The organism is Allorhizocola rhizosphaerae (genome assembly GCF_003426775.1).
Taxonomy (GTDB): domain Bacteria; phylum Actinomycetota; class Actinomycetes; order Mycobacteriales; family Micromonosporaceae; genus Allorhizocola; species Allorhizocola rhizosphaerae.
In genome coordinates, this window is record NZ_QJUG01000328.1 from 1 (window position 1) to 7,152 (window position 7,152).

5 protein-coding genes are annotated in these 7,152 nt (G+C 69.8%); 3 read left to right on the plus strand and 2 right to left on the minus strand.

The features are described 5' to 3' along the window. Positions 1–213 precede the first annotated feature (213 nt). Positions 214–1,761 (minus strand): tetratricopeptide repeat protein, encoded by a 1,548-nt coding sequence (locus tag DM816_RS38895; RefSeq protein ID WP_117215490.1) that lies wholly within the window; start codon positions 1,759–1,761, stop codon positions 214–216. A gap of 146 nt (positions 1,762–1,907) precedes the next feature. On the opposite strand from DM816_RS38895, the gene DM816_RS38900 reads away from it, so the two are divergent. Next, positions 1,908–3,146: an ATP-binding protein gene (locus tag DM816_RS38900; protein ID WP_117215491.1), complete on the plus strand. Its 1,239-nt coding sequence runs from the start codon at positions 1,908–1,910 to the stop codon at positions 3,144–3,146. A gap of 24 nt (positions 3,147–3,170) precedes the next feature. Here DM816_RS38900 and DM816_RS38905 read toward each other — a convergent pair whose 3' ends face one another. Further along, positions 3,171–3,962, minus strand: coding sequence for a hypothetical protein (locus tag DM816_RS38905; RefSeq protein ID WP_211589043.1), 792 nt, complete (start codon positions 3,960–3,962; stop codon positions 3,171–3,173). Positions 3,963–4,080: 118 nt separating this feature from the next. Here DM816_RS38905 and DM816_RS38910 point away from each other — a divergent pair, with 118 nt between their 5' ends. Continuing rightward, positions 4,081–4,734, plus strand: coding sequence for an ABC transporter ATP-binding protein (locus DM816_RS38910; protein ID WP_246002628.1), 654 nt, complete (start codon positions 4,081–4,083; stop codon positions 4,732–4,734). Next, a partial coding sequence (locus DM816_RS38915; RefSeq protein WP_117215493.1) for an ABC transporter permease family protein occupies positions 4,722–7,152 on the plus strand: 2,431 nt, incomplete at its 3' end. The genes DM816_RS38910 and DM816_RS38915, both read left to right, overlap by 13 nt.

Sequence of the window (7,152 nt, forward strand, 5' to 3'; positions counted from 1 at the left end):
CAGCCCGCAATACCAACCCCGGGGGACGACCCCCGGGAACCCCCGACAAAAGCGGCGAGCCCTGCTCGCCGCCCCTCCGCGGCTTCGGCACAGCCCGCAATACCAACCCCGGGGGACGACCCCCGGGAACCCCCGACAAAAGCGGCGAGCCCTGCTCGCCGCCCCTCCGCGGCTTCGCCACAGCCCGCAATACCAACCCCGGGGGACGACTGCCTAGAGCGTGGATCGGCGGAAGAGACTGATGAGGCCACGCACGGTGGCGTAGGGAAGCCAGCCGAGCCAAGCCAGCAGGCCGGCGGTGATGGCTACGAAGGCCGCCACCGAGATGATGTTCGGCAGAGGCATCGCCGCGGGCGGGAGCACCGCGGTTGCCGTGATAACGACCAGCTCCGCCAGCGCGGCCAGAGCCAGCGGGACAAGCAGCATTCCGAGGACGGCATTTGGCCGACCAGGGCGGCGAATGAGCCGGCGGAGGGACCATCTCGCGTAGCCGATGAACGCGGCCAAGGCGATGGTCGCGACGACCGCCCTGATGGGCCACGGCGTCGCCTGGTCGATGCTCATCACCCACGGTACGGCGGCGAAGAACGCGCCGGTGCGCATCACCCGCAGCATCCACCTGCCCCCGTTGGAGGATTCGCGATGCTCGGCAAGCAGATCGGTTGGCGGCAGTTGCGTGGCATCGGTCCTGGTCAATCGGTTCACTGACCGCCGGTCGGCAACGTTGCGGTCGGTGACGACGCCGGCCACCACAGTGACGAACAAGGCCAGGAGGTGTGCTCCGGCCAGGATCAGCATCGCGGCTGACGGCGGTCGGTCCGGCTGCTGGTACACCGCGGTGATGCCCACGCCGATACCCGTGAGCGCACACAGCGCCAATCCAGCCAGCCGCACCCGGACTCGGGTGTCCGTGCGGATCAGGAGTCCCGCGTATTTCCGGGCACCCGGAGACAAAGCGCGCCATGTCCTGGCAGCCCACAAGACCCACAGCGCCGGGACGAGCAGTGGCGGCAGCCACATCCACGGCAGCGCGGCGAACACGGCGAGAAAGCCCGCGCACCAAACCGCCATGATCCCCCATCCGCCGAGGCCGGCGATGATCAGCCGATCGAGTTCGGTACGGGCGGCGTGGTCGGTGGGTTCCACTGCGAGCACCGCGCTGATGTGCTCCGCGGCGACCGCGAACCGCGCCCCGGTGACCGCGATGCGGCCCAGCCCCGTCAACGCCGCCGTGTATTCCGGTTCGAGTGCCAGCGCTCGGCGATAAGCCGGCTTGGCCCAGAAGGTCCAGCCGATCGAGTGGAACATCAGCGCCCGGATGTAGTGCGGCTCGGCCGTCTCGGGTGCCAGACCGACCGCCCGTCTGATCGCCCGAAACGCACGCCGTTTGCGCCCCAGGTTGAACTCGGCGATCGCGAACGCTGCGTGTCCTCGCCAGTCGTCCGGGGCGAGGCGGACAGTCTCCAACGCACTGTCTCTTGCCATCGCCGGGTGGTTTAAGCCGACCTGGGCCAACGCGAGCAGTAGGTGACCCTCGTGCTGGTCGGGCGCAAAAGCGACGGCCTGCGCGGCGGCGTCCCTCATCGGGCCGAAGTCGTCGTTGGCCTGGTATGACCGGGCCAGCAAAAGCAGGGCCTCGACGTTGTGCGGGTCCGCGGCCAGTACCGCACGGACCTGCTGCTGGGCCGCCGCGATCCGGCCGACATCCAGCAGAGCCCGTGCGCGCACCAGCCCGGCCTCGCCCAGTCTCTGCTCTATCATCGATCACCCTCGACGTCAGGCCCGCGCACGGTTGGACTCGATGGACGGCAACCACTCCAGCGGGTCCGTCAGCCCAAGCCCGCCGTTTGCCTACAGTAGGCTACGGGCACCACTGAAGAGGTTCGTGTGCCCTGGGGAAGTCTCGCATGACCGACTCGCCGCTCATCGCGTCGTTGACCGCTGCGACCGAGAGCAGACCGGACGATGCTGTGCTGCGCCTGCACCTCGCCGAGTTACTGCTCGACGCCGCCCGCCCGCAGGAGGCGATCGCGCACATCGGATATGTGCTCAACCGCGACCCGGCGAACGCCACCGCTCAGCGGCTCATCCAACGCTCGCTGAGCCCAATGGGCCCTCCGGAAGTCCAGACACAGGCGGAAGCCGCAGTCCCCGGGCCACCGAGCGACGACCTGCTGGCGGAGTACGAGCAGGAGCTGTCCGATGTCCTGCCACCGCGGTTCGCCGTCGGCGACGGGCCGGCGCCGGTGGCAGGTGAGCCGGACCGGATCTTCGACGTGGAACGACCCGGCACCCGCCTGGCCGACGTGGGCGGCATGGCCGACGTCAAGAAGCGCCTGGAGCTGGCGTTCCTCGGGCCGCTGCGCAATCCGGAGCTTCGCAGGTTATACGGCAAGAGCTTGCGCGGCGGTCTCTTGCTTTACGGGCCTCCCGGCTGTGGCAAGACCTTCCTCGCTCGCGCCGTCGCGGGTGAGCTCGGAGCCCACTTCCTGTCGCTGTCCATTGTGGATGTCCTGGACATGTGGCTCGGCAACTCCGAGCGCAATCTGCACGAGCTGTTCGAGGCGGCCCGGCGCAACGCGCCGTGCGTGCTGTTCCTCGACGAGATCGATGCCCTGGGCCACAAGCGAGCACAGCTCAACTCCTCGGCCATGCGGACAGTGAGCAATCAACTGCTCGCCGAACTCGACGGCATTGAGGGCAACAACGACGGTGTCTTCGTCCTGGCCGCCACCAACACTCCATGGGATGTCGACACAGCGCTGCGCCGGCCCGGTCGGCTCGACCGCCTCGCGTTGGTGCTACCGCCGGACGCCCCGGCTCGCGAGACCATCCTGAGATATCACCTGCGCGACCGTCCGATCGCCAGCATCGACCTGCGGCGGCTCGTTGCCGAAACCATCGACTTCTCTGGCGCCGATCTGGCGCACCTTTGCGAAACCGCCGCGGAGTACGCGATGGCGGACTCGATCGAGCGCGGCGAAGTACGGATGATCGAGCAACGGGACTTCGAGAGCGCGCTCAAGGAGGTGCGTTCCTCCACCGGGCCATGGTTCGCGACCGCTCGCAACGTGGCCCTGTTCGCCAACGAGGGCGGCGCTTATGACGACCTTGTCGCATACCTGAAGAAACGCAAGCTGCTCTGACCGAGCCGACGAAACGCCATCGGGCTAGTCGCGGTGGAAGAAGATCTCGTCGAGGTCGCCGTGGAACTGGTCGGTTTGGCTGTCCACCTGGCCGGCGTCGATTTTCTTCGCACCGATGACCGCGTTGCCGGTGGGTGTGATCGCACCGATCGCGACGGTCTTGCGAAGCACCGGCGTGAGCAGTGCCCCGGTGACCGGGTCGGTGATGCGGATTTCGAAGACGTCGCCGGCCAAGCGGGAGCACTTGACCTTGACCCACCTGCCGACCGGGAGTGTGTATTTCGGATCGCCGCTATCGGGCAGCAGGAGCGAGTTGACGCCGTCGGACCACCGGCACGACGGCACGCCCGAGTCGGCCTGCAGCTTCCACTGGCTGACACCCGCTGCGGCGAACCCGCGCTGGAAGACGTTCATGCCCGCGGTTGCCGAAGGTGTTTCGGTGAGCCGGATGTGCGCGCCGAAGGTGAACGTGCCCGTTCCGGAGGCGTTGGGCACGAGGTTTGCCGAAGTCGTTGGCGTGATCATGGCCTGCGGGCAGGGAGCCGTCGGGCACGTGCCGCCCGGGAACCGCAGGAAAGCGTTGCTGCCGCCGCGGTCGGTGAGCGACGTGACCAGCCCGCCGTTGGCCACGGTGACGGTGCCGTGATTGGCGTTGCTGGACGCGTCCGTGACCATTGCCGCCGATGACATGCCGCCCGAATAGCGCAGCTCGTAGTAGGACGCCGCTTGGCTCACACCGGACGTGCCGACCGCTGCCAGCAGGCCCGATGCGATCGCGGCAGCGAAACGCCAGCTCCACATGTCGATCCTCCCCATCGATAGTGTATTCCGGGGCATGCTAGACGCCGGGCCGCTATCGGACAACATCGATTCACTGACGGGCGGGCCGATAGGCGGACCCATATTCCGGGCACGGGCGTCTATCGTGTCGGGGATGTCTGCGGATCTGGTGATGGATGAGGTCACGGTCGGATACCGGCCCGGCGTGCCGGTGCTGCGCGGCCTGTCGCTTGCCGTGCGTCCGGGCGAAGTGCTGGCGGTGACCGGCCCGTCGGGCGCGGGCAAGACGACTCTACTTAGGACACTCGCGGGCCTGCTGGCCCCGGCTCAGGGCACGGTCACCGTGGGCGGCGGCGAACCGGTTGGCGATCGCGACAGCGCGGTCAAGCGTGGCATCGTGTTGATCCCGCAGGATAACGGGCTCGCGACGATGCTCACGGCGGCGGAGAACATCCAGGTGGTGTTGCTGGCCGGCGGGGTACCCCCGGATGAAGCCCTGTCCAGGACGGCGCAATGCCTTGAGCTGGTTGGGCTTTCCGGGCAGCACGATCAGCTGGTGGAGGAGCTTTCGGGTGGACAGCAGCAGCGGGTGGCGATCGCCCGTGGGCTCGCGTTACGAGGCGATTTCCTGCTCGCCGACGAGGTGACCAGCGAGCTGGACGCGGCCAACCGGCAGCGCGCGCTCGATCTCCTGCTCGCCGAGGCGGCACGCGGGGCGGCGGTAGCGTTCGCCACGCACGACCCGGACGCGGCCGCCGCCTGCCACGCCGAACTGCACCTGGTGGATGGGCAAGTATGGTCCGGCTGATCCTCGGCACGCTGGCCGCCCGGCGGGGCGAGGTGGTGGCGCTGGCGCTGCTGGCCGTGCTCGCTGTGGGTGCCGCGACCGCGGCCCCGCTGATGGCCGATGAGGCGCGGCGGCGGGCGATCGCGGTCGAACTCGACGCGGCCACCCCTGCCGAGCGCGCGATCACCGCGAGTTCGTCCTCGGGCACGCTGGACGAGCTGCACGGCAGGGTGCGCCGGCTCGACCCGCCAGCCGCGCTCACTGTCGTCATTGGAGCGTGGACGCGACCGTCCGATTCAGACCTTCCCATCGTGTACCGGTCGGGAGTCTGCGCCCACCTGAGGCTCGTGCAGGGTGACTGCTCCGGGCTGGTGGCCCCCGCTGACGCCGCAACACCGCCCGGCCTGCGCGTCACCGGGAGATATGACCCGGCGCACGGGCTCAACGACCCGTTCTGGGCGGGCCGCGCCGAGCTCACACCGAGCCCGGTCCGCGACGACAACCCGCTGTTCACAGAGTCCACTTTGGACACCGAAGGACTCAACCTCACCGTGGACGTCGTCGCCGGGAAGGGCTCGCTCACGCCCAAGTCCATCGACGCCGTGACCGCGTTCGCCACCCGGTACCGCCTCGAAACGCAGGTGAGCACCGACAACGGCCTGCTCACGCTCACCCGCCGTGTCGCCGCCGGCACCGACGACACGGCCGCGCTCGTCGCGGGCGGCCAGCTGGTGGTGCTGTGCTGGCTCGTGCTGCTGCTCTCCGTCGTGCATCTGGCCCGTCATCGCCGGACGGAGGTCGCGCTCGGCGCGCTGCGCGGCGCGCCGCGCCGCCACCGGGCCGTGCTCGCGCTCGGCCCGACCGCACTGGTGCTAATCGCCTCGGGCCCGATCGGGGCCGCGCTCGCCTGGCTCGGCACGAGTGTCGTGATCGGACGCTGGGAGCCACTGCCCGAATCGGCTTTGCTCGTCGCGGGCGCGGTCCTGCTGTCGGCCGTCGTTTCGGCGGCGCTCGCCGAGCAGCGTGCCCATGCCGTGTCCCTGCTTGAGGCGATGCGCGAGGTGCCGTCCCGGCGCGGCCGTGCCGGAGCGCTCGCCGTCGAAGCCGCGGTTGTCGCGCTCGCCGTCGCGGCCATCGCACAGTCCACATCGGACCCGGACAGCGGGCTGGCCGTCATCGTGCCGCTGTGCTTGGCGGCCGTGGTGGGCGTGCTGCTGGCCCGGCTCGTGCCTCTGGTGGCGGCGAAGCTCGGCGTGGCCTGGATCCGCCGCGCCCGGCTCGGGAGCGGGCTTTCCGTGCTGTGGCTGGCCCGCCGCCCGGGAGCGGACCGGCTCGTCGCGCTCATCGTCATCGCCGTCGGACTGCTCGTGCACGCCGCGGGCGCCTGGGACGCGATGCGCACCGACTTCGCTGAACGCGCCGCACAGGAGCTTGGCGCGCACCGGGTGCTCACCGTGCAGGCCCGCTCCCGGGCCGCCCTGCTCCACGCGGTCAGAAGCGTTGACACGCAAGGAATGTGGGCCATGGCCGTAGCCCGCCATCAGGATGCCGTCGCCGTGGACTCGCCCCGCCTGGCCGCGATCGTGCCCGATTCCAGCGAGATCGCGGACCGGCTGCGCCCGGCGGCCAATGAGCCGATCCGCATCAACACAGCCGACCTGGAGCTCGACGTCATTGTCACCGGGCCGATGCCGCCGGTCCGGGTGACGGCCGTGCTCGACGGCCCAAACGGCGAGCGCGTCACGGGTGCGGTGGACGTGGAGACGACGGGCTTCTACCGCATTGCGGTGCCCGCATGCGCCGGCGGTGGCTGCCGCCTGGCGTGGCTCAGCTTTCCGCGCTCCCCCGATCAGCTTGCCATCTCTCGCGTGGGTCCGCTGAGCGCCGGAGCGGTCGCGCATGCGGCCCGGTGGCGGCGTGAGGTGGGCATGGAACCGGAGGTGATGATCTCTGCCACGCGCGAGGGGTACCTGAAAATGCAATACATCCCGATTGACCTGCGCAACGTGAGCACTGATATTCGCATTGCCGCGGCCGACGCGCCCATGCCCGTGCCGATCGTCATCCACGGGCCGCGGCGGCTGGCCGAAAGCCGCGAGAAGGTGAGCCGTTGGGTGCTCACCGGGTCCAGGCCCGTGGATGCCACGGCCGCGCAGCGCCTGCCGGGCGTGCCCGAGGGCGGGTTCCTCGTGGACCTCGAATATGCCGACCGGCTCAGTGACAGCGAGCTGAACCTGTTGCGGCTTGAGGTGTGGCTCAACCGGTCCGCACCGTCCGATGCGGCCGATCGGCTGCGTGCCGCCGGAGTCGTGATTGCCGGCGATGAGACCATCGCGCAACGGGCGCAACGGTTCTCCGCCGGCGGGGCGGGGCTCGGCCAGGTGCTGCGCGTGGCGGGCGGGCTGGCCGGGATCGCGCTGGCGGCCGTCGCCCTGCTCG

Coding starts and splice junctions, on each gene's coding strand:
- DM816_RS38895 (WP_117215490.1), bottom strand. CDS start 1,761: ATGATAGAGCAGAGACTGGGCGAGGCCGGGCTGGTGCGCGCACGGGCT.
- DM816_RS38905 (WP_211589043.1), bottom strand. CDS start 3,962: ATGGGGAGGATCGACATGTGGAGCTGGCGTTTCGCTGCCGCGATCGCA.
- DM816_RS38910 (WP_246002628.1), top strand. CDS start 4,081: ATGTCTGCGGATCTGGTGATGGATGAGGTCACGGTCGGATACCGGCCC.
- DM816_RS38900 (WP_117215491.1), top strand. CDS start 1,908: ATGACCGACTCGCCGCTCATCGCGTCGTTGACCGCTGCGACCGAGAGC.